The sequence below is a fragment of the Nocardia terpenica genome (assembly GCF_013186535.1).
Taxonomy (GTDB): Bacteria; Actinomycetota; Actinomycetes; order Mycobacteriales; family Mycobacteriaceae; genus Nocardia; species Nocardia terpenica.
This window is the reverse complement of record NZ_JABMCZ010000004.1, coordinates 193,268-215,005: the sequence shown is the minus strand read 5'-3', so window position 1 is coordinate 215,005 and position 21,738 is coordinate 193,268. Positions and strand designations below refer to the sequence as shown.

The 21,738-nt window shown below is 68.8% G+C and carries 24 protein-coding genes and 1 riboswitch; of the genes, 6 read left to right on the top strand and 18 right to left on the bottom strand.

From position 1 onward, the window contains the following. Positions 1-15 precede the first annotated feature (15 nt). Both HPY32_RS33765 and HPY32_RS33760 read right to left on the bottom strand, forming a co-directional pair. The gene (locus HPY32_RS33765; RefSeq protein WP_067589841.1) at positions 16-213 is read right to left on the bottom strand and encodes a ferredoxin; all 198 of its coding nucleotides are present in this window, start codon (positions 211-213) and stop codon (positions 16-18) included. After that, the gene (locus HPY32_RS33760) at positions 213-1,406 is read right to left on the bottom strand and encodes a cytochrome P450 (protein WP_067589843.1); all 1,194 of its coding nucleotides are present in this window, start codon (positions 1,404-1,406) and stop codon (positions 213-215) included. Before HPY32_RS33760 ends, HPY32_RS33765 begins: the two co-directional genes overlap by 1 nt. Positions 1,407-1,571: 165 nt before the next feature. Between HPY32_RS33760 and HPY32_RS33755 the strand changes: the two genes are divergently transcribed. Then, a complete protein-coding gene (locus HPY32_RS33755) occupies positions 1,572-2,384 on the top strand; it encodes a helix-turn-helix domain-containing protein (RefSeq protein WP_216676630.1) in 813 nt (270 codons plus the stop codon). 6 nt (positions 2,385-2,390) lie between these two features. On the opposite strand, the gene HPY32_RS33750 is transcribed toward HPY32_RS33755, so the two are convergent. From HPY32_RS33750 to HPY32_RS33735, 4 genes are all read right to left on the bottom strand, one after another. After that, entirely contained in the window at positions 2,391-3,860 is a 1,470-nt protein-coding gene (locus tag HPY32_RS33750) for an MFS transporter (RefSeq protein WP_067589848.1), read from the bottom strand. Between the two features lie 149 nt (positions 3,861-4,009). Continuing rightward, positions 4,010-5,299: an acyl-CoA dehydrogenase family protein gene (locus tag HPY32_RS33745; protein ID WP_067589851.1), complete on the bottom strand. Its 1,290-nt coding sequence runs from the start codon at positions 5,297-5,299 to the stop codon at positions 4,010-4,012. A gap of 2 nt (positions 5,300-5,301) precedes the next feature. Continuing rightward, a complete protein-coding gene (locus HPY32_RS33740) occupies positions 5,302-5,934 on the bottom strand; it encodes a TetR/AcrR family transcriptional regulator (protein WP_067589854.1) in 633 nt (210 codons plus the stop codon). Beyond that, entirely contained in the window at positions 5,931-6,671 is a 741-nt protein-coding gene (locus tag HPY32_RS33735) for an SDR family NAD(P)-dependent oxidoreductase (RefSeq protein ID WP_067595962.1), read from the bottom strand. The genes HPY32_RS33740 and HPY32_RS33735 overlap by 4 nt, the downstream gene beginning before the upstream one ends. Before the next feature lie 167 nt (positions 6,672-6,838). Between HPY32_RS33735 and HPY32_RS33730 the strand changes: the two genes are divergently transcribed. After that, positions 6,839-9,022, top strand: coding sequence for a malate synthase G (locus tag HPY32_RS33730; RefSeq protein WP_067589857.1), 2,184 nt, complete (start codon positions 6,839-6,841; stop codon positions 9,020-9,022). Positions 9,023-9,065: 43 nt separating this feature from the next. On the opposite strand, the gene HPY32_RS33725 is transcribed toward HPY32_RS33730, so the two are convergent. Together HPY32_RS33725 and HPY32_RS33720 are read right to left on the bottom strand one after the other, a co-directional pair. Continuing rightward, positions 9,066-9,452 carry a hypothetical protein gene (locus HPY32_RS33725; RefSeq protein WP_067589860.1) on the bottom strand — a complete coding sequence of 129 codons (387 nt, stop codon included), beginning with the start codon at positions 9,450-9,452 and terminating at the stop codon, positions 9,066-9,068. A gap of 179 nt (positions 9,453-9,631) precedes the next feature. Next, on the bottom strand, positions 9,632-10,060 hold the full coding sequence (locus tag HPY32_RS33720; protein WP_067589863.1) for a MarR family winged helix-turn-helix transcriptional regulator: 429 nt from the start codon (positions 10,058-10,060) through the stop codon (positions 9,632-9,634). 60 nt (positions 10,061-10,120) lie between these two features. Here HPY32_RS33720 and HPY32_RS33715 point away from each other — a divergent pair, with 60 nt between their 5' ends. Beyond that, a complete protein-coding gene (locus HPY32_RS33715) occupies positions 10,121-10,453 on the top strand; it encodes an antibiotic biosynthesis monooxygenase family protein (protein WP_067589866.1) in 333 nt (110 codons plus the stop codon). 48 nt (positions 10,454-10,501) lie between these two features. Here the strand turns inward: HPY32_RS33715 and HPY32_RS33710 are convergent, their stop codons facing one another. The 4 genes from HPY32_RS33710 to HPY32_RS33695 all read right to left on the bottom strand — a co-directional run bounded on the left by HPY32_RS33710 (position 10,502) and on the right by HPY32_RS33695 (position 12,807). Beyond that, positions 10,502-10,831, bottom strand: a complete 330-nt coding sequence (locus HPY32_RS33710) for a hypothetical protein (RefSeq protein ID WP_067589869.1) — start codon at positions 10,829-10,831, stop codon at positions 10,502-10,504. Between the two features lie 107 nt (positions 10,832-10,938). Next, the gene (locus HPY32_RS33705) at positions 10,939-11,256 is read right to left on the bottom strand and encodes a DUF3349 domain-containing protein (RefSeq protein WP_067589872.1); all 318 of its coding nucleotides are present in this window, start codon (positions 11,254-11,256) and stop codon (positions 10,939-10,941) included. 56 nt (positions 11,257-11,312) lie between these two features. Beyond that, a complete protein-coding gene (locus tag HPY32_RS33700; protein ID WP_067589875.1) occupies positions 11,313-11,600 on the bottom strand; it encodes a hypothetical protein in 288 nt (95 codons plus the stop codon). Positions 11,601-11,613: 13 nt separating this feature from the next. Further along, positions 11,614-12,807 (bottom strand): inorganic phosphate transporter, encoded by a 1,194-nt coding sequence (locus HPY32_RS33695; RefSeq protein WP_067589878.1) that lies wholly within the window; start codon positions 12,805-12,807, stop codon positions 11,614-11,616. Positions 12,808-13,080: 273 nt separating this feature from the next. Here HPY32_RS33695 and HPY32_RS33690 point away from each other — a divergent pair, with 273 nt between their 5' ends. The 3 genes from HPY32_RS33690 to HPY32_RS33680 all read left to right on the top strand — a co-directional run bounded on the left by HPY32_RS33690 (position 13,081) and on the right by HPY32_RS33680 (position 15,389). Continuing rightward, the gene (locus HPY32_RS33690; protein ID WP_067595963.1) at positions 13,081-13,341 is read left to right on the top strand and encodes a WhiB family transcriptional regulator; all 261 of its coding nucleotides are present in this window, start codon (positions 13,081-13,083) and stop codon (positions 13,339-13,341) included. Between the two features lie 25 nt (positions 13,342-13,366). Next, positions 13,367-15,022, top strand: a complete 1,656-nt coding sequence (locus tag HPY32_RS33685) for a substrate-binding domain-containing protein (protein WP_197696538.1) — start codon at positions 13,367-13,369, stop codon at positions 15,020-15,022. 61 nt (positions 15,023-15,083) lie between these two features. Then, entirely contained in the window at positions 15,084-15,389 is a 306-nt protein-coding gene (locus tag HPY32_RS33680; RefSeq protein ID WP_067589881.1) for a GIY-YIG nuclease family protein, read from the top strand. A gap of 1 nt (position 15,390) precedes the next feature. Here the strand turns inward: HPY32_RS33680 and gcvP are convergent, their stop codons facing one another. The 6 genes from gcvP to gcvH form a co-directional block, all read right to left on the bottom strand. After that, on the bottom strand, positions 15,391-18,204 hold the full coding sequence (gcvP, locus tag HPY32_RS33675; RefSeq protein ID WP_067589884.1) for an aminomethyl-transferring glycine dehydrogenase: 2,814 nt from the start codon (positions 18,202-18,204) through the stop codon (positions 15,391-15,393). 140 nt (positions 18,205-18,344) lie between these two features. Next, positions 18,345-18,440, bottom strand: a riboswitch (glycine riboswitch). Positions 18,441-18,500: 60 nt separating this feature from the next. Further along, positions 18,501-19,091, bottom strand: a complete 591-nt coding sequence (locus tag HPY32_RS33670) for a MerR family transcriptional regulator (RefSeq protein ID WP_067589889.1) — start codon at positions 19,089-19,091, stop codon at positions 18,501-18,503. A gap of 210 nt (positions 19,092-19,301) precedes the next feature. Further along, the gene (locus HPY32_RS33665) at positions 19,302-19,775 is read right to left on the bottom strand and encodes a bifunctional nuclease family protein (protein ID WP_067589892.1); all 474 of its coding nucleotides are present in this window, start codon (positions 19,773-19,775) and stop codon (positions 19,302-19,304) included. Between the two features lie 81 nt (positions 19,776-19,856). Next, positions 19,857-20,672 carry a transcriptional regulator FtsR gene (gene ftsR, locus HPY32_RS33660; protein WP_067589895.1) on the bottom strand — a complete coding sequence of 272 codons (816 nt, stop codon included), beginning with the start codon at positions 20,670-20,672 and terminating at the stop codon, positions 19,857-19,859. 17 nt (positions 20,673-20,689) lie between these two features. Next, positions 20,690-21,166, bottom strand: a complete 477-nt coding sequence (gene garA, locus HPY32_RS33655; RefSeq protein WP_067589899.1) for a glycogen accumulation regulator GarA — start codon at positions 21,164-21,166, stop codon at positions 20,690-20,692. Positions 21,167-21,338: 172 nt separating this feature from the next. Then, complete coding sequence (gcvH, locus tag HPY32_RS33650) at positions 21,339-21,737, bottom strand: glycine cleavage system protein GcvH (protein ID WP_067589902.1); 399 nt, start codon at positions 21,735-21,737, stop codon at positions 21,339-21,341. Position 21,738: the final 1 nt, after the last annotated feature.

The window sequence follows — 21,738 nt, the reverse complement described above, 5'->3', positions numbered from 1 at the left end:
GGGCGTATGTACCCGCTACTCGACCACCTCGCGGATCGCGCCGACCGGGCAGGTGTCCACCGCCCGGCGGGCCGCGCCCTGCTGGTCCGGCGGCGGCACCGGCGTCAGCAGCAGCACGCGGCCGTCGTCGGCGCTCTGGTCGAAGACGCTCGCGGCGAGCAGCGAGCACATTCCCGAACCGCAGCAGCGGTCCCGGTCCACCGCGAGCCGCATCACGACTCCCAGGTGACCGGGAGCCGGTCCACGCCGAGGATGTTCCCGATCCGCAGCGACACCTCCGTGCGCGGCACCGCCAGCCGCAGCGTCGGGAACCGGATCGCCAACGCGGGCAGGGCGACCCGCAGTTCCACGCGCGCCAGCTGCTGGCCCAGGCACTGGTGCACGCCGTGCCCGAACGCCAGGTGCCCGACCGCGCGCCGCCGGATGTCGAGGGTGTCCGGGTCGTCGAAGCGCCGCGGATCGCGATTGATGGCGTTGACGGCGATGGCCACCGTCTCCCCCTCCCGGATCGTCTCACCGGCCAGTTCGAGATCCTCGAGCGCGGTCCGGCCACCGGTGTGCGCGATGCTCAGATAGCGCAGCAGTTCCTCGACCGCGCCCTCGGCCAGATCGGGATCGCCGCGCAGCGCGTCGAACTGCTCCCGGTGTTCCAGCAGCGCGAACGTGCCCAGCGCGATCATGCTGCGGGTGGTCTCCATCCCCGCCCCCAGCAGGAACGTACCCATCCCGGCCAGTTCCTCGTCGGTGAGATCGGTGGTGGTCAGCGTGCTGAGCACATCGTCGGTGGGCGCGGCGCGCTTGGCCACGGCCAATTCCTTGATGTACTCCGCCAATCGCGTCCACGCCTCGCCCATCGCCTCGATCGACTCGGGCGCCGTGACCGCCGAGATCTGCTCGCGGAAGAAGTCGTGGTCGCCGTAGGGCACGCCGAGCAGTTCGCAGATCATCAGGGCGGGAATCGGAGCCGCGTAGTACTCGACCAGATCGATCGGCCCCCCGTGCCGCGCCATGGCGTCGAGGTGCTCGTCGGTGATCTGCCGGATGCGCTCGGTCAGCAGGTTCATCCGGCGCACGGTGAACTGGGCCGTCAGCGCTCGGCGCAGCCGGGTGTGCTGCGGGGCATCGACCCCGCTGAGATCGCCGGGGGCCGCGGGGATCCCGATCATGTCGACGTCGTTCAGCGGGTTGTGCATCAGCTCGTAGCGCACGCTGAACCGGGGGTCGGCGACCATCGCCCGCGCCACCTCGTGCCCGGTCACCAGCCAGCCGAGGTGCCCGTCCGGGAACGTCATCCGCGTCAACGGGCGCGTCCGGCACAACTCCGCCAGCTCCGCGGGGGGATCGAACGGTCGGTCCGGATCGCGGACGAGGGGCAATGTCACTGCGCCGGTGGATGATTCGGTCATCACGGTCTCCTTTTCGTGTCGAGCACCACGCTAGGAACCGTTCACTCCAGCGGCAACGAACATTCCGGGAAAGTACCTGGAAAAACCGAGTTCTTCGAAAATATCGGTGCAATGACAGTGAGCGCGAACGCAATTTACGCCGCTTCCTGTTGCAACAGCCTGTTCATGAATGCCACTCTGGAGCACATGCCGGGACATCGACTCACCTACCGCGACCGCCGCGCCATCACCGCGGGGCTGTCCGCCGGACTGACCTACGCCGAGATCGCCCGGCAGCTGGACCGCCCGACCTCCACCGTGACCCGGGAGGTCAACCGCAACGGCGGCCCCGCCGGTTATCGGGCCGAACCGGCGCAGCGCTCCACCGACGAGCGCGCCCGCCGCCGCCCCCTGCCGCCCCGCGCCGACGGGCCGACACCCTCGGACCCGGACGTGGTCCGCGAGGTGGGCGAACAGCTCATCGACATGATCGTCGCCGTGGGCCTGTCCCGGACGGCGGCGCGGGTGTTCGTCCACCTGTGTCTGTCCGACGACGACAGCCGCACCGCGGCGCAACTGGTGCAGAGCCTGCGGGTCAGCCCGGCCTCGGTCTCCAAGGCCATTCGCTTCCTCGAGGAGAACGGCATGGTCCGCCGCGAGCGCGACGGCCGGCGCGAGCGCTACCGCATCGGCCCCGATATCTGGTCCCGCGTCTCCATGATCAGCGCCCAAAAGGACCGGGCGGCAGCCGATCTGGCGTGGCGCGCGGCCGCTGTCCTCGGCGCCGACACCCCGGCCGGGTCCCGGCTGGCCGATATGGCGTGGTGTTTCGAGACGGTGCTGCGCATCGAGACGCTCGGCGCCGAAATGCTCGCGGCCTTCCCGCATCCGCCGGCGCAGTTCCGGCCCGACAAGCTGATTCCGGAGCACACGCCGTCCGGCAGCGTCGCGTGCCCGTCCTGCGGCACGGCCGTGCCCGTGCCCGTCCCGGTGGGGTAGCGCGGCTCAGGAGTGCGCGACCTGCTGGGCGGCCTGCCCCTCGGCGACGTCCTCCGGCGTGAATCGCATGGCCAGCACCACGATTCCGGCGGCCACGGCGAGGGCGGCGCAGCACGCGAAGGCCAGCCCGCACGTTTCGGCGACGGTCCGCAACTGCCGTGCCGACGGATTGTGTTCGAGCGCACCGGGCGACGCCGTCCCCGTGCCGACGATCGCCCCGACGATCACGAGTCCGACCGCGCCGCCGAGGTCCTGGGCCACATTCGCGAGCGCCGTGATCGGCCCGATCTCGGTGGCCCGGACACCGGCCACCACCGAGAGCGTCAGCGGAATCACCGCCAGCCCCAGGCCGAATCCGATGGTCAGCACCGGAACCAGGAACCACGGCAGATACGCGGGCCGGTGCGGGGCGAGCACGGCCGCGTACACGCAGCCGACGAGAACGATTGCGCCGCCGAGCAATACCAGCCAGCGCGGCTGGAACCGCAGCGCCAGCCGCGAGGCGATCGCCGCGGCGGCGGCCAGCCCGAAGGCGAAGGGCACCACGGCCAGTCCGCTGCGCAGCGGCGAATACCGCAGCGCCTCTTGCAGATACCGGGACACGTACACGGCCAGGCACATGATCATCGCTCCGGCGAGGACGATCGACACCAGCGCGGCGACCCGGCTTCGGTTGCGGAACAGGGCGAACGGCAGGATCGGATTGGCCGCCCGCCGCTCGACGGTCAGGAACACCGCCAGCAGCACCGCCGCGACCAGTGCCGGGAAGACGACCACGGGCCGTCCCCAGCCGCCCGGGCCTTCGTTCACCGCGAAGACCAGCAGCGTGATCCCCGCCGTCGCCGAGATGGCACCGGCCACATCCAACGGCAGCCGCTCCCCTTGCGATTCCCGCAGGCACACCACGGCACCGACCGCGACCAGCGCCCCGATCGGCACATTGATCAGGAACACCAGCCGCCACGACACCTCGGTGAGCACCCCGCCCGCGATCAGTCCGACCACCGACCCGACCCCGGTGAGCGCCGCGTACACCGCGAACGCCCGGCTGCGCGCCCGGCCCGGCGCATAGGTGGTGGCGATCAGGGCCATGGCCGTGGGCGCCGCGACCGCCGCCGACATGCCCTGTAGCGCCCGGCCCGCGATCAGGCTCGCCTCGTTCCACGCCAGCCCGCACAGCAGCGAGGTCAGCGTGAACGCCGCCACCCCGCCCGCGAACACCCGTCGGCGCCCGAACGCGTCGCCGAGCCGCCCGCCCAGCAGCATGAGCCCGCCGAACGCGAGCACATACGCGGAGATGATCCAGTTCCCCGCGGCGGTGGACAGATCCAGCGCCGCCCGGATCCGCGGCAGCGCGAGCGCGACGACGGTCCCGTCCAGCACCACCAGCAATTGCAGCCCGCCGAGCACGAAGATCGGTAACCCCCAGACCCGCTGCTGTCCCGTCGGTACGGCCGTGCCGGTAATCGCTGCCATGCCGACCGACGGTACCCGGACCGCCGCGAGCCCCGCCGCGGCGCTTCGCCGCCGAAACCCGCGCGGTGGACCGTTTCGGATGAAATCATCGAGGGGTCCGGGCAGGGCCGCGCGCCGCTGCGCTCGTAGGGGGAGCGCAGCGGCCCGGCTCACAGATTGCCGACCGCGTGTTCCAGCCTGCGCGCCACCAGCTCTCGCGCCTGCTCCCGCAGCGCGGGGCGATATCCGCTGGGGTACACCGGATCCGCGGGCGTGTACTGCTTCAGTACCTCCTTGGCGAGGGTGATCTTGTGCACCTCGGTGGGTCCATCGGCGATCGCCATCACCTCGGCGTAGTTCATCATGTCGACGAACGGCAGATCCTCGCTGACGCCGAGGGCGCCGTGCAGGTGCAGCGCGCGGCGGGCGACATCGTGCATGACCCTGGGCATGGCGACCTTGATGGCGGCAATGTCCTTGCGCACCTTCAGGTAATCCTGCTCCTTGTCGATGCGCCAGGCGGTGCGCAGCACCAGCAGCCGGAACTGTTCCATCTCGATCCAGCTGTCGGCGATGCGTTCCTGCGTCATCTGCTTGCCGCCGAGGACGCCGCTGCCCATCGGCCGCGACACCGCGCGCTCGCACATCATGTCGAATGCCTTGCGCACCATGGCGACCGTGCGCATGGCGTGATGCACCCGGCCGCCGCCGAGCCGGGTCTGCGCCACGATGAAGCCCAGGCCCTCGGCCCCCAGCAGGTGGTCGGCGGGGACGCGCACATCGGTGAAGCGCAGGTGCGCCTCGTGTTCGCTGAAGCCGTGCACGTGGAAGTTCTTGACGATCTCCAGGCCGGGGGCGTCGGCGGGCACGACGAACATCGACAGCCGCTGGTGCGGCGCGGCCTCGGGGTCGGTCACCGCCATCACGATGTGGAAGGCGGCGTACTGGGCGGCGGTATTGAACCACTTCTCGCCGTTGATGATCCAGGAGTCGCCGTCGCGCACCGCGCGGGTGCGGAAGCTGGTCGGGTCGGAGCCGCCGGTCGGCTCGGTCATGACGTAACAGGAGCCGATCTCGCCGTCCAGCAGCGGTTGCAGGTATGTCGCCTTCTGCTCCGGGGTGCCGTAGTGGGCGAGGATCTCGGCGTTGCCGGAATCCGGCGCCTGGCAACCGAACACCATCGGCGCGAACATCGAGGTACCCAGCACCTCGTTGAGCAGCGCCAGCTTCAGCTGCCCGTAGCCGGGGCCGCCGAGCTCCGGGGCCAGGTGGCACGCCCACAGGCCCTGCTCCCTGACCTGCGCCTGCAACGGTCGCAGCAGCGCCCGCACCTGCGGGTCGGTGCGGTTGTACGGGTTGAGGTCGGTCAGGTCGAGCGGCTCCACCTCGGTGCGGACGAACTCGGCCACCCAGTCCAGTTTCCTCTGATAGTCCGGGTCGGTCTCGAAATCCCAAGCCATGGTCAGCCTTTCGTGTGATGGGTGGGTGCGGTGATGCCGTCGAGAACGGTGGCGGCGAGGATGTCGGCGATCTCGTCCGGGCTGCGCCCGCCGTGCGGGCGGTACCAGAGGGTGACCGAATTCAGCATGGCGAGAACGCTGTTGGTGACGACGTGATCGGCGGTGCGCAGCAGCCCGGCGGCGTGCCCGGCGTCGATCACCCGCTGCCAGCGGTGCTGCACCCGGTCGCGCAGCTGTTGCAGGTCGGCGGCGCGGTCGCCGGTGAGGGCGGCGACGTCGCGCAGCTGGATGGCGACCTCACGGCGGTGTTCGATGATCAGCCGCAGGTGGCTGTGGATCAGCTTGCGCAGCTGGGTGATCGGGTCGTCGGGGCCGTCGGTGATCGCGCGGGCCTCGGCGTACATGAGTTCGGTGTAGCCGCGCAGGATCTGGAACAGCAGCTCCTCCTTGGAGCCTATGTGGTAGTACAGCGCCCCGCGCTGCACGTCGGCGCGGTCACCGATCTCGGCGACGCCGGTGGCGTGGAAGCCCTTCTCCGCGAACAGCTCCACGGCGGCGCGCACGATGCGCTCACGGGTCTCCCCGGCCGTCGAGGCGGGCGGGCGGCCCCGGCGACGCACCGGGGCGGCGGTCATCGCCAGCCCCCGTCCAGCGCCAGCGTCGCGCCCGAGCAGTAGCCGGAGGCGGCCGGGTCGGCGAAATACAGTGCCGCGCCGACGATCTCGTGCGGTTCGCCGACCCGGCCCGCGGCGGTGTGCGCGCTCAGCTGGGTGCGCAGTTCGTCGGGCCAGGCGGTGGAGATGTCGGTGGCGAAGGGCCCGCACTGAATCGTGTTGACCCGCACCGAAGGTCCGTAGGTCTGCGCCAATCCCAGTGTGAGCGCGTTCAATCCGGCCTTGGCCGCGGCGTAGGGCACCGCGAACGGTTCCGGCCGCACGGCCTCGAGCGAGGACACGTTGATGATCGACCCGCCGCCCGCCGCGGCCATGCGCGCCCCGATCAGCGCCGAAAGCCGGAACGGCCCCTTGAGATTCACGCCGATCACCTTGTCGAACAGCGCCTCGCTCACTTGGTCCAGGCTCGGGTACAGCGGGGACAGGCCCGCATTGTTGACCAGCACGTCGACCCGGCCGAACTCGGCGTAGCAGGCATCGGCCAGCGCATCGCACTGCGTCCAGTCGCTCACATTGCACGCCACCGGCAGGGCCCGGCGGCCGTAGGTGTCGCGCACCCGGTCGGCGAGCGCCGCGCACGCCTCGTATTGACGGCTGGCGATCACCACGTCGGCACCGGCCCGCGCGAACCCGAGCACCATCTCGCGCCCCAGGCCCCGGCTGCCGCCGGTGACCACGACGACCCTGTCCGACAGCATCGGCGGCACCTCCCGACCGTAATGTTCCACTCAGTACATTAAATGTACCGAGCGATACAATCAAGGCCGCACAGCGACGGGGACCACACCCCCATAGACCGTTTTCTACCGCCGAGTAACATGACGGACGTACTTTTTCCATCCGGCTTCTCGAAATGAGGCAGTAGATGACAGAGCGGATTCAGGTCGGCGGGCTCCAGGTTGCCAGCGTTCTGCACGCATTCGTCGAGAATGAGGCGCTTCCCGGTACCGGCGTAGATTCCGCCGCGTTCTGGTCCGGTGCCGAGGCGGTCATCAACGACCTCGCCCCGCGCAACCGCGCCCTGCTGGCCGAACGCGACGAGATCCAGGGCAAGCTCGATGCCTGGCACGCCGAGAACCCCGGCACCGGCTACGACAAGGCTGCGTACAAGAAGTTCCTCACCGACATCGGTTACCTGCGCCCGGAGCCGGCGGATTTCCGGATCGGCACCGAGAACGTCGACGACGAGATCGCCACCACCGCGGGCCCGCAGCTGGTGGTGCCGGTGATGAACGCCCGGTTCGCGATCAACGCCGCGAACGCCCGCTGGGGCTCGCTCTACGACGCCCTCTACGGCACCGACGCCATCCCCGAGACCGGTGGCGCGGAGAAGGGCTCGAGCTACAACCGGGTGCGCGGCGACAAGGTCATCGAGTGGGCGCGCAACTTCCTCGACGACGCGGTGCCGCTGATCACCGGCTCGCACATCGGCTCGCGGGCGTACAAGATCGTCGACGGCGAGCTGGAGGTCACCCTCGAGGACGGCACCGGCATCGGGCTGGCCGACGCCTCCGCGCTGGTCGGGTACCTGGGTGAGCCGCAGTCGCCGACCTCGATCCTGCTGCGGCACAACGGCCTGCACATCGACATCCAGATCGATCCGGCCTCGCCGATCGGGTCCACCGACACCGCGGGCGTCAAGGACGTCGTGCTGGAGTCGGCGGTCACCACGATCATGGACTTCGAGGATTCGGTGGCCGCGGTCGACGCCGAGGACAAGGTGCTCTGCTACCACAACTGGCTGGGCCTGATGAAGGGCGATCTGGCCGAGGAGGTCAGCAAGGGCGGTAAGACCTTCACCCGCACCATGAACCCCGACCGGGTGTACAAGGCGCTCGACGGTTCCGACCTTGTGCTGCACGGCCGTTCGCTGCTGTTCGTGCGCAACGTGGGTCACCTGATGACCTCCGACGCGATTCTCGACTCCGACGGCAACGAGGTGCCGGAGGGCATTCTCGACGGCCTGATCACCTCGCTCATCGCGGTGCACTCGCTGCGCGGCGACGCGCGGGTCACCAACTCGCGCAAGGGTTCGGTGTACATCGTGAAGCCGAAGATGCACGGCCCGGACGAGGTGGCCTTCGCCAGCGAGCTGTTCGGCTGCATCGAGGACGTGCTCGGCCTGCCGCGCAACACCCTCAAGGTCGGCATCATGGACGAGGAGCGGCGCACCACCGTCAATCTGAAGGCGTGCATCGCGGCGGCGAAGGACCGGGCGGTGTTCATCAACACCGGCTTCCTGGACCGCACCGGCGACGAGATCCACACCTCCATGGAGGCCGGCGCCATGGTGCGCAAGGCCGAGATGAAGAAGCAGCAGTGGATCCTGGCCTATGAGGACTGGAACGTCGACAAGGGCCTGGAGACCGGCCTCCCGCACAAGGCGCAGATCGGTAAGGGCATGTGGGCCATGCCCGATCTGATGCACGACATGCTCGAGCAGAAGATCGGCCACCCCCGCGCCGGCGCCACCACCGCCTGGGTGCCCTCCCCCACCGCCGCCACCCTGCACGCCACCCACTACCACCTGGTGGACGTGTTCCAGCGGCAGACCGAGATCGCCGAGAGCGGCCCGCGCGCAACCGTCGACCAGCTCCTCGAGATCCCGCTGTCCCCCTCGACCACCTGGACCGCGGACGAAATCCGCAACGAGCTGGACAACAACTCCCAGTCCATCCTCGGCTACGTCGTCCGCTGGATCGACCACGGCGTCGGCTGCTCCAAGGTCCCCGACATCAACGACGTCGCCCTCATGGAAGACCGCGCCACCCTGCGCATTTCGAGCCAGCTGATGGCAAACTGGCTGCGCCACAACATCATCACCACCGACCAGGTGATCGAAAGCCTGGAGCGCATGGCCCCCGTGGTCGACCGCCAAAACGCGGCCGACCCCCACTACAAGCCCATGGCCCCGGATTTCGCCGGCAGCATAGCCTTCCAAGCCGCCAAGGACCTCATCCTGGAAGGCACCCAACAGCCCAACGGCTACACCGAGCCAATCCTGCACCGCCGCCGCCGCGAGGCAAAGGCACTGGCCGCCAAGAACTGAGCGGGCTGCGTGACGTCCCCGGCCGGATGGTTCGGCCGGGGCGTCAGCCGCAGTCGGGTGTGATGGATCCGACTGGGGCGCCGGTCAATTCGGCGTGGCCGAAGCCGTCGATCTCCTGCTCCTCGCCTGCGAAGTGGGGCTTGTTGTTGAGGCGGATTATGCAGCCGAAGGAGTTCGGGATCGGGTTGTATGCCGAAAGTGGTTTGATCATGGGTTCGAGATCGTCTACTTCGGGGAAGGTGAAGCCCTCGTCGGTTACCTTGACGTCGAGGCGGTAGAGGACTTTTCCGGTCTGGTGGTGGCCGCTGAACAGGCAGAAGTCGGTGGATCGGCACTCGGGCGGGGGTGTCGCCTGAGCGGGGGCCTGTGCCAGTAACAGGCCGGTGGCCGCGACGGTGGTCAGTGCTAGGCCGATGGCTCGGGTCGACATGGCGGCTCCTTCGATCGTTGCGGATTGCATGGAAAACGACCGATTGTGCTGCGGCACTTCGCAATTAATGGTCGTGTGACCATCTTTGGCCCGGGCTCTTCGTGGTGTCAAGATCCACAAGGAGACCCCGTAGGGGTTCAAAGGCCAACTGTGGCAACATGTTCAGCGCGCGACCGCCCTCAGCCCAGATTCTCCAGGCACGTCGTCAACAGAGCGGCAAGGCGCCGAACGTCTTTCGAGGGAATGCCGGTCAGCATGCGATCCTCCACGTCGAAGACGATGGCATCGGCCCGGTCGAGCAGGGAGCGGCCGCCGGGGGTGAGGGCGACGGGCAGGGCGCGGCCGATGGTGGGCGCGTCGGCAATGGTCACCAGGTCCGCGCCGAGCAGACCGGACAGGACGTCACGCAGGGATTGGCGGGTGACGAAGGTGCGCCGGGCCAGTTCGGCGGCCGGGGCGGGGCCGATATCGGCGACGGCGCGCAGCACCGCGTACTGGGACATCGAAAGGCCCAGGGGGCGAAGGCGTTCCTCGCAGCCGCGATGGAACGCCTGTTGAGTCTGCTTGATCAGATAACCGATCTTCTCGCGGACATCCTCTTGACTCATGACAGGAACCTTACACATACTGGAGCGAGTAAGGAACCTGACACACCACCGAGGGGCGACATGAGCACCGAAACCACCATCGTCACCGACGCGCCGATCGCCACCCTGATCAACGTGTTCACCGTGCGACCGGACCACCAGCGCGCCCTGGTCGACCTGCTGGCCGAGGCGACGGAGCAGGTCATCCGGCACTCCCCCGGATTCATCTCCGCCAATTTCCACGTCAGCACCGACGGCGTCCGCGTGGTCAACTACGCCCAGTGGGAATCCCCCGAGGCCATGCAGGCCATGCTCGACGACCCGGCCGCCCAGGCCCACATCCAGGAGGCATCCGCCCTGGCCGACGGCGTCGAACCGCACGTGTACACCGTGGCATCGGTACATCACCGCTGACGAATGTGCCGGGCCGCGCGAAACCCGGCCCGGCACATCACGATCGGCCTACGAGCCGCCGAAGCTCCCCGTCGCGGGCAGCGCCGGGCGCGCGGGCACGGCGGGCGCGATCACCACACCGTCGCGAGGCTGCGCGGGCGAGATCATCACGCGATCGCGAGGCTGCGCGGGCACATGATCCGGATACTCCGGACCCACGATCGTCACCGTATCTCCCGGCGCCGGTTGGAAATTCGGCCCCTGCGTGACCATCGGGGCCGGGGCCGTCGGCGCGGCATTCGCCAACCCCGCCGCGCCGAGGACCCCCGCACCCGCGAGACCCGTGCCGACCACCACCGCGGCGATCCGCGCGCGACGCCGTCCGAACCGTCCTGCCATAGCTGACTCCTTTCGATTGCGCCGCCCCGATCCGGTCGGGGCGACGGAACCGACGGTAGGAGCGCAGTTTTCAGCGTCGGTTGCGCAATCGTTAGGGAACCGCTAGATCACGACGGGCTGTCCGCCCCCGGCCAGGCTTCGTCGACCGGCCAGCCGCCTGCCAGCAGGTGGGTGCGGACGCGGGTGAGGTCGGATTCCAGCGGCATCTCGTCGGTGAGCTTGGTGATGATCACCCCGGCGTCGGCCTTGTCGGCCGGGAGGGCGCCCTGCTGCACGAGCGCGGCCGCCACCTGCTGGACCTCCTCGCGCGAGAGCCGCCGCGCGAGCAGCGCCAGCAGCGGGATGTAGTCCGCGTCCGGCACGCCCTGCGGATATCCGGCCCGCAACCATTCGACGATCCTGGTGAGGAAGGCGGATAGCGCCATCGGGCTCCAAATCTGTCCGGGACGGACGTGTGTCGGGTGAAGTACGCGAGCCCACCCTACTTCTTCGGCCGCGCTCCGAATAACTGAACGTTCACGGTGTGGCTGATGAAATCCTTGGCGATGTAGAGAATTCCGAGCACCACCGCCAGCACGACCACCGCGAAACACAGATACGCGACCGCCTGGGCGGCCGTATTGCGCCGGGTCACCGCCGCGTCGGCGGCGGGCTCCATCGACCAGAACCGGATCCCGACGGCGAAGATCAGCGGCAGGCCCGCGCCGAGCACGAGCGCGATGAGCGTGACCTTGCCGAGCGAGGCGACGATGGCGGTGAACGTGTGCACGGGCGTGCCCTCCTCAGACCGCCGTACCGGCGGGAGACTCGGCGAGGCTGGACGGCGGGGTGAGCCCGCCCTCCCACTCCTCGTTGACATTGCGGGTGTCGACCGGGCTGCGCCGCGACCGCAGATACAGGTACGCCGACAGCGCGACCAGGATCGCGGTATCGACGAGCACCCCGCCCAGACCGCCGATCAGATGCGCGACCCCCCAGCACAGCGCGCCCGCCAGCGCGGCCAGCGGCAGCGTCAGCAGCCACGCGACCACCATCCGGCCCATGACGCCCCAGCGCACCACCGCGCCCGCCTTCCCCAGCCCGGTGCCGAGGATCGAACCGGTCGCGGTCTGCGTGGTCGACAGCGGCAGGCCGAACTGCGCCGAGGTGAGAATGATTGCCGCCGAGGAGGATTCGGCCGCGAAACCCTGCGGCGGATCGATCTCCACCAGTCCCTTGCCGAGCGTGCGGATGATCCGCCACCCGCCCAGGTAGGTGCCGAGCGCGATGGCCAGCGCGCAGCAGATCTTCACCCACATCGGGATGTTGTCGCTCGCGGTGTAGGTGCCGTGCGCGACCAGCGCCATGAAGATGACGCCCATCGTCTTCTGCGCGTCGTTGGTGCCGTGCGCGAGCGAGACCAGCGCCGCCGAGCCGATCTGGCCCAGCCGGAAGCCGGTGCGCACCTTGGCCTCGGCGGCCTTGCGGGTGATCCGGTAGACCAGGAAGGTGCCCAGCCCCGCGACCAGCGCCGCCACGAACGGCGCGAGCACGGCCGGGACGATGATCTTGTTGAGGACGCCGGTGCTCTGATTCCCGGTCCAGATCACCCCGCTCGCGCCGAGGGCGGCCACCGCCGCGCCGATCAGGCCGCCGAACAGGGCGTGCGTGGAGCTGGACGGCAGGCCGAGCAGCCAGGTCAGCAGATTCCAGAGAATGCCGCCGATCAGCCCGGCGAACACGATGTGCAGCATGGCTATGTGGTTGACGCCACCGATGTTCAGCAGCCCACCCGAGACGGTCTTGGCGACCTCGACCGACAGGAACGCGCCGACCAGATTCAGGACCGCCGACATCGCCACCGCCACCCGCGGGCCCAGCGCCCCGGTGGCGATCGAGGTCGCCATGGCATTGGCCGTGTCGTGGAAACCATTGGTGAAATCGAAGGCCAACGCGGTGACCACGACGATCAGGAGAACGATGAGTTCCGAGCTCACGTGGACAGTCTGAGCCCGGACGACGGCGGCGGACCACCACGGGCCGATTGTTCATTCGACGTTAAGCTCCCCGAAAAATGATCCGACACCGGCGGTAACGCTGTGTCACCATGGGGACGATGTGCATACGCCGTCGCGGTGCGAAATACGGTGACTCCCATGCTGTTCCGGCACGCCGATGCGCGATCCGCACTGCCCGAAGCGATTCGGCCGTTGCGCTACGCCCATCTCGTCGCCGCACAGCGAGTGGACCCGAGAAAGGAGGGATCCGAAATGACGAACGCAGTACAGGAGCTCACCCTGGTGGATCTGCTCCCGCTCTCGGACTCGCAGAGCTGGGATCAGGCCGCCTGCAAGGGTGATCCGAACCACGACGCGTGGTTCCCGTACCCGTCGCAGGACTTCGCGTACGCGCGCGGCGTCTGCGCGGGCTGCCCGATTCGCCGCCAGTGCACCGAATTCGCCGCGAGCACCGGCCAGTCCGGCGTCTGGGGCGGGCACGAGTACGACCGCGGGCGCATGATCCGGGAGTAATCGCGGGAACATAGACTGATTCCTCGTGGGCACACATCGCAGCGCGGCCGGGTCACGGGGCGTCAGCAAAGGTCTCGTTATTTCCATCGCGGCGGCGCTGTTGGTGGTGGCGGTCGTCGGCGGCTGGTTCTGGTTGAACCGGCAGTCCGCCTCGCAGGACCGCAGCGCCGCGTCCGGATGCCTGGCGGGCCCGACGACCCTGGCCGTCACCGTCGATCCGGCGCTGGCCACGCCCGTGCGCGCGGCCGCCGACCGATACAACGCCACCAAACCGACGGTGCGCGACCACTGCGTCACCGTCGCGGTGGCCGCGCAGCCGTCGGCGGCCATGGTGGCCGGGTTCACCGCCACGGCGTGGGACGCCAAGCTCGGGCCGCAGCCCGCGCTGTGGATTCCGGATTCGTCGCGCTCGATCGAGGAGATGCGGGTGCCCGGTCTCGTCCAGGGCACGCCGGTACCGGTCGCGGCCAGCCCGATCGTGCTCGCGGTGCCCGATCCGCTGCGGCAGGCGCTGGAACAGGCCAAGACCAGCTGGTCGGATCTGCCGCGGCTGCAGCAGGGTTCGCTGGGCGATATCGGGCTGGGCGGCTGGGGCGGGCTGCGCATGGCGCTGCCGGGCGACGACGAGACCCTCGCCGTCGCGGCGGCGGTGGGCGCGAACGTGTCCGGCAGCGACCCGCTCACCGACCAGGCCGCCCGGTCCGGACAGGTGATCACCGCGATCTCGCAGCTGGCCGCGGGCGCACCGCGGTCCGACGACGCCGTCTCCACCCTGTCCGGCGTCGCCGGATCGGCCGCGGACGCACCCGTGCACGCGCTGGCCGTTACCGAACAGCAATTGAAGGCGAAGGGCGGTGTCGGCGAGTATCGCCCGGCCGGGTCGGCGCCGATGGCCGACTACCCGGCGGCGCTGCTGTCCGGGCAGTGGGTGGACAAGACGCAGAACCTGATCGCCGGTCTGTTCGCCGACTACCTGCGCGCGCCGGAGCAGCAAAAGCTGTTCACCGACGAGGGTTTCGCCGCAGCCCCCGCCGCGACCACGCCGGTGCCACCGAAATCGGTTCTGGACCAAGTACATTCGGCGCTCACCAAGCCGGTGCTGGGCATGCAGACCACGGTGCTGATCGACACCGGCGCGGACATGGGCATCACCGACGGATCGCTGACCCGCCTCGGGAACACCCTCGGCGCGGTGCAGTCCACCATGGACACCATGCCGCCCGACTTCGGCCTGGGCGTGCAGACCTACGCCAACGACGCCGAGAACAAGGTCCTGTCCCCCACCGCCCCCCTCAGCCAGCAGCACCGCGCCGAACTGTCCAAGGCACTGAGCAATGTCTCCGCGACCAGCGCCCACGGCGACCACACCTATCCCGCCCTGGAGGCGGCCTACCACACCGCGGTGACCGAATACGCCACCGGCAAAACCAATTCCGTCCTGCTGATCACCGGCGGCCCCAACGACGACTCCGCCGTCACCCCCGACCAACTCCTCGCCGACATCACCGCCGCCACGGACCCCGCCCACCCCGTCCGCATCGACATCATCGTCCTCGGCGGCCCCGGCGCCCCCACCCTCCAAACCCTCGCCCAAAAAACCGGCGGCACCTACACCCGCCTCCCCACCTCCGACGACCTCACCTTCGGCACCGCCGTCAACCAGGCCCTCACCACGCCCTGATCCCGGCCAAAAGCATGCCGGGACAACAAAGAATGTCAGCCCCGTCTGTCACCATGCCCTCATGGGGAGGCGATACTGGCAGGCGCCGCCGTGTGTGTACATCCTGGCGAATCGACCCGACGGGATCATCTACATCGGCGCGACCCGCAATCTGGTCGGCAGGGTGTGGCAGCACAAGAACGATGTGGTGCCCAGCTTCACCCGGCGCTACCGGGTACACACCCTCGTCTGGTACGCGGCGCACGACACGCTGGAAAATGCCCTCCTTCAGGAGAAACGTCTCAAGACATGGCGACGCGAACGCAAGATCGCGCTGATAGAGGCCGGGAATCCGGAATGGGCCGACCTCTATCCGACGCTCCTGTGACCTACTCCCCGTACGCCTCCAGTGGTGGGCAGGAGCAGAGCAGGTTGCGGTCGCCGTAGGCGCCGTCGATGCGGCGGACCGATGGCCAGACCTTGGCTCGGGCCGAGGACAGTCCGCGGGGGTAGACGGCGGTTTCGCGGGTGTAGGGGTGGGGCCAGTCGCCGACCAGGCTGGCGGCGGTGTGGGGGGCGCCGCGCAGGGGGTTGTCGTCGACGGGCCAGACACCGCTGGCTACCTGGTCGATCTCGGCCTTGATGGCGATCATCGCGTCGATGAAGGCGTCGATCTCCTCCAGGTTCTCGCTCTCGGTGGGCTCCACCATGAGGGTGCCCGCGACCGGGAAGCTCATGGTGGGGGCGTGGAATCCGTAGTCGGCCAGGCGCTTTGCCACGTCGTCGACGGTGACGCCGGTGCGCCTGGTGATTTCGCGCAGGTCCAGGATGCACTCGTGGGCGACCATGCCGTTCTCACCGGTGTAGAGCACCGGGAAGTGCGGATCCAGCCGCCGCGCAATGTAATTCGCCGACGCGATGGCGGTGAGCGTGGCCCGCCGCAGGCCGTCGGCGCCCATCATGCGGATGTAGGCCCAGGTGATCGGCAGGATCGACGCCGAACCGTGCTCGGCGGCCGACACCGCGTGCGAGCCCGCCTCCAGCGGATTGCCCGGCAGGTACTTCGCCAGGTGCTCGCGCACCGCGACCGGCCCCACACCGGGACCGCCGCCGCCGTGCGGAATGCAGAAGGTCTTGTGCAGGTTCAGGTGCGACACGTCGCCGCCGAACCGGCCCGGACGGGCGAGTCCCACCAGCGCGTTCAGGTTCGCGCCGTCCACGTACACCTGGCCGCCGGCGTCATGCACCAGCGCGCACAGCTCGGCCACCTCCTGCTCGTACACGCCGTGCGTGGACGGGTAGGTGATCATGATGCAGGCCAGCCGGTCGGCGTGGTCGGCGATCTTGGCGCGCAGGTCGTCGAGGTCCACGTCGCCGTTCTCGCGGCACTTGACCACCTCCACGCGCAGCCCGGCCATGGCCGCGGACGCGGCGTTGGTGCCGTGCGCGCTGGACGGGATCAGGCACGTATCCCGGTGTGTGTCACCGCGATCCAGGTGGTAGCGGCGGATGGCCAGCAGGCCCGCGTACTCGCCCTGACTGCCCGCGTTGGGCTGCAGGCTGACCCGGTCGTACCCGGTGATCGCCGACAGCCAGCCCTGCAGATCCTCGATCACCCGCAGCATCCCGGGCACGTCCTCGATCGGGGCGTACGGGTGCAGGCGGGAGAATCCGGGCCAGGTGATGGGCTCCATCTCCGCGGTGGCGTTCAGCTTCATGGTGCACGAGCCCAGCGGAATCATGCTGCGGTCCAACGCGATGTCCTTGTCGGACAGCTGCCGCAGGTAGCGCAGCATCGCGGTCTCGGTGTGGTACCGGGTGAACGCCGGATGGGTCAGGTACTGCGAGGTCCGGGTCTCGATCGACGGCAGCTCCGTCGCGGCGGGCACGCCGTCGGCGCCGAAGCTGTCCAGCACGATCGCCACGTGCTCGTCGGTGGTCGCCTCGTCGCACGCCACCGCCACGTGATCGGCATCGACCAGCCGCAGATTGATGCCGCGCCCCTTGGCCTTGGCCACCACGGCCTCCGCGCCGCCGGGCACCTGCACCAGCACGGTGTCGAAGAAGCGTTCGTGCACAACGGATTCGCCGAGCCCGGTCGCCAGCTGCTCGGCGTGCCGGTGCACCCGCCGCGCGATCGCGCGCAGGCCGTCCGCGCCGTGATAGCTGGCGTACATGGCGGCCACGATGGCCAGCAGCACCTGCGCGGTGCAGATGTTGGAGGTCGCCTTCTCCCGCCGGATGTGCTGCTCGCGGGTCTGCAGCGCGAGCCGGTAGGCGCGGTCGCCGTCGGCGTCCACCGAGACGCCGACCAACCGGCCCGGCAGCTGCCGGGCGTGCGCGTCGCGCACCGCGAGATACCCGGCGTGCGGGCCGCCGAAGCCCAGCGGCACACCGAAACGCTGTGTGGTGCCGAAACATACGTCCGCGCCCTGCTCGCCCGGCGACGTAATCAGCGTCATCGCAAGCAGATCCGCGCCCGCGGCCACCAGCGCGCCGCGCTCGTGCGCCGCCGCGAACACCGGGGCCCAGTCGACGATGCGGCCGGAGGCGCCCGGAACCTGAACCAGCACACCGAAGAACTCGCCCTCGGGCAGCACCCCGCCGGACAGGTCGGCCTCCACGATCTCGATGCCCAGCGGCTCGGCGCGGGTGTACAGCACGGTCCGCGTCTGCGGGAACAGGTCGGTGTCGACCAGCAGCCGCGGCGACTTGCTCGCGCGATTGGCGCGGCGCAGCAGCGTCATCGCCTCGGCCGCGGCGGTGGCCTCGTCCAGCATCGACGCGTTGGCGACCGCCATGCCGGTCAGGTCCGACACCATGGTCTGGAAGTTCAGCAGCGCCTCCAGCCGCCCCTGGCTGATCTCCGGCTGATACGGCGTGTAGGCGGTGTACCAGGCCGGATTTTCCAGCAGATTGCGCACCAGCACCGGCGGGGTCAGCGTGTCGTAGTAGCCGAGACCGATCATGGAGGTGGCGACGGTGTTCGAATGTGCCAGCGCGGCAAGCTCGTTCAGCGCCTCGTGCTCGGACAGCGCGGGCGGCAGCGCGTCCAGGCCGTTACCGGCGGACTGATCGAGAATGCTCGCGGGCACGGCGCGCCCGGCCAGGTCCTCGAGCGAACCGACGCCGACGGCGGCGAGGATGTGCTCGAGGGCACCGGCATCGGGCCCGATGTGGCGGTCGGCGAAAGAGCGGGTCACGGCAAGCTCCCAGGGGTCGGGTCATAGGGCCCTCCCCCTCTGTCGTGGCGCCTGAGAGATTCGGGACCCGGGCTCGGGTTCCCTTTCCCCATGGGCGGCTGGTCCGCATCGGATACGGCCAACTCTTTCCAGAGGCGTCGAGTGTCCGTACGGTCCCTGGTGCCTGAGAGATTGACGGGGAGGTGCTGCTCCTTCGGCGCCCGGGCCGGAACCCGGAGCTCTCCCGCACGGCGGCGACGCACTGCCAAGTCTATGTGGTGAAAAGTGACATGCGTGTTACCGGGCCGTGTTTGCGGCTAACCGGTTTTGCGGCTCATCCGCGCCTTGCGGCGGTAGGCCAGTTCGTCCTCGGGACGTTCACTGGTGGTGTGGGCCTCGGCGCGCTCGGCCGGGAAGTTGGCGATCGCCCCGGTCAGCTCTCGCATCGCGCCGCTCACCGCGATGCCGAACACGCCCTGCCCGCCTTGCAGTAAATCGACGACCTCCTCGGGGGAGGTGCATTCGTAGACCGTGGTGCCGTCGGAGAACAGCGTGATACCGGCCAGATCCTCGACGCCGCGGCTGCGCAGATGGTCGACGGCGATGCGGATGTTCTGCAGCGAGATGCCCGCGTCCAACAACCGCTTGACGATCTTGAGGACCAGGATGTCCTTGAACGAGTACAACCGCTGGCTGCCCGAGCCGGACGCGCTGCGGATCGAGGGAACGACCAGCCCGGTCCGGGCCCAGTAGTCGAGCTGCCGGTAGGTGATGCCGGCCACCTGGCACGCGCTGGGCACTCGATAGCCCATCAGTTCGTCGGGCACCGTATCGTCGGGGAACAGCCCGGGCTGCACCACCGCGGCGGGCCGCGGATTCGATGCTGTGTGATGCGGTAGGTCTCCCACTGACTACTCCCTCACTGCTTCGCCGAAGTCGAGCTGCGGCCTAACTGTCGAGGCTACTCTTTCGATTGTCTCGGCAGGATCGGCATGGAGCCAAACTCCGCGCGCGGCGTGTTTCTCGACCTCTACGTGAGGTTCACAACGTTGTCACTCCGTCGTGCTATCGACCAGGTCAGGGCCGTAATCGTGCCGCTATCGCGCGGCTATCGCAAGTCAGCTATCGGTGGCCTTGAAGTCGTCCGGCGAGACCGACTCCAGGAACTCCTTGAACTTCTCCACTTCGTCTTCGCGCTCGTCCGGCATGACCAGCCCGGCCTCCTCCAGAACCGGCTCTTCGGCATAGATCGGGCAACCTACGCGCAACGCGATGGCTACCGAATCCGAGGGCCGGGCGGAAATCCGCAGATCGTTCTCGAACACCAGATCCGCGTAGAAGGTGCCCTCCTGCAGATCCACGATCCGGACCTCCTTGAGGGTGTGCCCGAGTTCGTGGATGAGGATCTTGATCAGGTCGTGGGTGAGCGGGCGAATGGGCGTGACGCCCTCCTGCTCGAGCACGATCGCCGTCGCCTCGGTCTGACCGATCCAAATGGGTAGATACCGATCGCCCGCTACCTCGCGAAGCAACAGCACGGGCTGATTCTGGGGCTGTTCGACCCGAATGCCGATCACACGCATCTCGCTCATCGCACTGCTCGCCTCCCGTGAACTCTCCGGCCACCCTCCGCGGCAGCGGGCCAGCCGTATCACCGAGTCTAGGCGAAGATTTCAGCCACCGAGGGCGGCGCGCACCGACGTCTTCACGAGGCTGGTGTGCAGCGTCAGCGACAGGGCCGCGAGCTCGCGCACGGTCTCCTCGGCGCGGGCGCGCGCGTCGGCGTCACGGCTCTTGGCGATCGGGGCCGCGATCTGGGCCACCATGGCCGCCTCACGATCGGCGGCGAGCTTGAAGGCGCGCAAATGCCGCGCCTCCAAACCGAATTCGCTCAACGCCTTGGCCGTGCGGGCGAGTGTCACGGCCTCGGCGTCGAAGTACCCCGCCGCGCCCGGGGTGATGAGGTTCGCGCGGATCAGTTCGGTGAGGAACTTCTCGTCGATGCCGGCCCGTTCGATCAGATCGCCGCGCGTGATCCGGATTTCATGATCGAACCGCAGCTCTTCGGGAGAGACTTCACCGGGCACCACGCCGAGCCTCCGGGGCGGAGCGAGTTCTGCAGATGTACCGGAGGGGGCGGCGGAGCCGGGCGCACGCCCCGGTCCGGCCGCTCCGGCGCCGTCGGCCCGGGCGCGCGCCTCGCGCACCCCGAGCGTCGCGGCGCCACTGTCGATCGCCTCGAGTTGCTCCTTGATCACCTTCAGCGGCAGGTACTGGTCGCGCTGCGCCGTCAGGACGAACTTGAGCCGTTCGACGTCGGCGACGGAGAACCTGCGATAACCCGAGGGCGTGCGCTCCGGGCTGATCAGCCCCTCCGATTCGAGGAAGCGGATCTTCGAAATGGTGATGTCGGGGAAGTCCGGACGCAGCAGGTCGAGCACGGAGCCGATCGACATCCCTCCGCGTGTCCACTGCGCTGCGCCTGTCATCTCGTCTCGGCCTCGGTCTACAGTGCGCCCGCCGAGTCGCTCTGGGCGGGCTTCGGGCCGGTCAGGAAGACCAGCCGGAACTTGCCGATCTGCACCTCGTCGCCGTTCTGCAGCTCCGAGGAGTCCACCGGTTCCCGATTCACGTAGGTGCCGTTCAGGCTGCCCACGTCCACCACCTGGAAGGTGTCGTCGTCCTGACGGAACTCCGCGTGGCGACGGCTGACCGTGACATCGTCGAGAAAGATGTCGCTGTCGGGGTGACGTCCCGCCGAGGTCGTCGGCTGATCCAGCAGGAACCGCGAGCCCGCGTTCGGACCGCGCTTGACCACCAGCAGGGCAGCGCCCGCAGGCAGGCCCTCGACCCCTTGCACCGGCTGTTCGCCGGTCTGCTCACCGGAGCGCGACGCGTCGACCTCGTTGAGGAAATCAGCGCGGAACACCGATGTGGTCTCGGCCGCGCTCTCCCCGTAACCCGGGTCTTTGTTCTCGCTCACCCTTGCTCTCCTCCTCGAACCGATTATCCGTACAAGCATCATCCGAAGCCGTCACCCAACGCGACCGGCTGTCGCGCCCTTGGAGATTCCGGCACCGGTCGCCGGCACATCTGTTGGCATTGACCGTACCCTGCCAGGGTGTCCCCGTGCAGGTAGAACTGTGAAGGCCGCTTCAGTCCCCGATAACTCCTTCATAACCTGCGGCATCGAGCAGTTCGGCGAGTGTTGCGTCCAGCTTCGCGGCGTCGTCGACCTGCAGCTCGAACAGCCAGCCGTCGCCGTAGGGATCGGTATTCAGCGTTTCCGGCGCGCCGTCCAGAATGTCGTTCACCGCAACGACTTTCGCGCTCAGCGGAGCATAGATGTCGGAGACGCTCTTGGTGGACTCGACCTCGGCGATACCGTCTCCGGGCGCGACGTCGGTGTCGAGCGCGGGCAACTGCACGAAGACGACGTCACCGAGCTGTGACTGCGCGTAGTCGGTAATTCCGACGCGCACGCGAGTCGGACCGACACGCCGCACCCATTCGTGTTCCTCGGTGTAGCGCAGGTCCTCCGGAAGGGAAGTCACA